Genomic DNA, 2010 nt, shown 5'->3' with positions numbered 1-2010 from the left:
TTTTTGTGGTTACGGTGTTATGCGGAAACTTGGTAGTAGCGTTGTCAGCCCCTTAAGCGGGCGTTAGTTGAATAAGGAAATTCAGTGGATATATTCGGATTATTTTCGGAAGCATTTGCTCAAGTTTGGTATTTAATACCTTTATTATTCGTCATCTCGCTTTTTAAGAGTCGGTGGTTTAAAGGTGTGTTTGGCGAATTTCTGGTAAACAAACTACTGTCCCAGTTGCCGACATCAGATTATACGCTGGTAAAAGACGTTACTTTGCCTACAGAAGACGGTACAACTCAAATCGATCATATTGTTGTATCTAAGTTTGGTGTTTTTGTAATCGAAACTAAGTACATGAAAGGTTGGATTTTTGGTTCAAAAGATCAAAAGCAGTGGACGCAGAAAATCTATCGTCATTCGTCTAAGTTTCAGAATCCCCTTCATCAAAATTACAAGCATGTTAAAACGCTGGAATTATTGCTAAATATAGACTCATCAAAAGTACACTCAGTAATTGTGTTTATTGGCGACAGTACGTTCAAAACGGAAATGCCTGAAAACGTCACTTATGCACGAGGCTGTTTAAACTACATCAAGCAGATCGATCAACCGGTTTTTTCAGATGCAGAGTATATTCAGCTCATCGATGCAATTAACTGCGTCAAACTTGATCGAGGTGTTGTAACAGATTTTAAGCATCGAAAGCATGTTAAAGAGCTGGTTGCATCAAAAGAGTCCGTAAAGCAATGTTCGCGTTGTGGCTCAGAAATGGTTCTGCGTGAAACTAAGCGTGGTGAGAATAAAGGGAAACAGTTTTGGGGTTGCTCTGGATTCCCTAAGTGTAAAACTGTAGAAAAATTCAACTAACAAACGCCTCAAGAGGGACTGTCAACGCGTGGCGTTTCCAGTCCCATTGAGCCGCGGTGGTTACGGTAGTTGTGATTGAGTTTGGTGTTATGCGTTGCCAGCCCCTTAGGCGGGCGTTATATGTCATTGTAGTTAATCAAAAATATTGGAGTATTATGCCTCTCAGTAAATTAACGATTCCCGATACCGAAAGGATAATTGAAAAAGGTACTAATAGAGAAGTTATTCATGTTAATGACCCTCATGCATTGGTAAAGGTTGCTGGATATTTGAAGTTTAGTCATGCTTTAACTGACAAGAGTGAAGGCATTTACTTCAGAGGAGAAAGGAAAGTTTACGGTTCTCTATCTCCGACAATATTTAGAAATATCCATCAATCAAAATCAAAAGAGAATCGGATCGTTTCTGTTCGTAATGCTCTCAAGGAATTTAATGATAAGTGTCATATTTTCCAAGGTTTTGGAGAGTATGCTCATGAGCCATTGATTCAACATTACGGCGTTCATACTACATGGGTTGATCTTGTAGATAACTTTTGGATAGCGCTATGGTTTGCGTGCCATCGTGCTAAAGGCGCTGGTGAGTGTGGGCAATATCTGCATTTCGAAAGGCGTATACCCTCAGAAGAAGATAAATACGCTTATGTTGTGTTAGTCGGTGTGGATATTCAGAAGCGAGATAAATTTAAGCCAGGTTATTTCCACGGTCCCAACACTGAGATGGTTGATTTACGTATGGCTGCACCATCTGTTTTCTTACGTCCGCACGCACAGCACGGTTTGCTTTTCAGATGTAAAGGTGTAAACAACGAGCGTCCAAATGATTACTCTAAACAAATTAGAGGGATTGTTAGGGTTAAGTTGTCCGACGCTCTTGACTGGTTGGGCGACGGTAAAATGGTTGGGACCCATTCTCTATTTCCGCCTCCGTTCTATGATAGTGGTTACCGTATTCTTATTGAAAGTGGAGCCCAAATCGATAAGCACATTGGTAGTATTGGTCTAGTGGGAGCCTAGACATATAACAATCAATTTAAGAGGGATTCACAACGCTTGGCAGTTTTGCTTCTACTTCAAAATGAGTGTTTATGGCACAATGCTTTAGGTTTGGGTGGAGGCGTTGTTCACCCCTTAATTGGGCGTTATGCTTTAT

General features: G+C 40.5%; 2 protein-coding genes. Both read left to right on the top strand.

Annotated features, from left to right (window positions below; all coding sequences use genetic code 11):
- Positions 1-84: 84 nt before the first annotated feature.
- Positions 85-858 carry a nuclease-related domain-containing protein gene (locus tag CAG58_RS07525; protein ID WP_161426132.1) on the top strand — a complete coding sequence of 258 codons (774 nt, stop codon included), beginning with the start codon at positions 85-87 and terminating at the stop codon, positions 856-858.
- Positions 859-914: 56 nt separating this feature from the next.
- Positions 915-1874: an FRG domain-containing protein gene (locus tag CAG58_RS07515; RefSeq protein WP_337247269.1), complete on the top strand. Its 960-nt coding sequence runs from the start codon at positions 915-917 to the stop codon at positions 1872-1874.
- The last annotated feature ends 136 nt before the right edge of the window (positions 1875-2010 follow it).

It is taken from the genome of Vibrio sp. V31_P5A7T61 (genome assembly GCF_009904895.1).
GTDB classification, from domain to species: Bacteria; Pseudomonadota; Gammaproteobacteria; order Enterobacterales; family Vibrionaceae; genus Vibrio; species Vibrio metschnikovii.
This window is presented reverse-complemented; position numbering and strand designations above follow the sequence as displayed.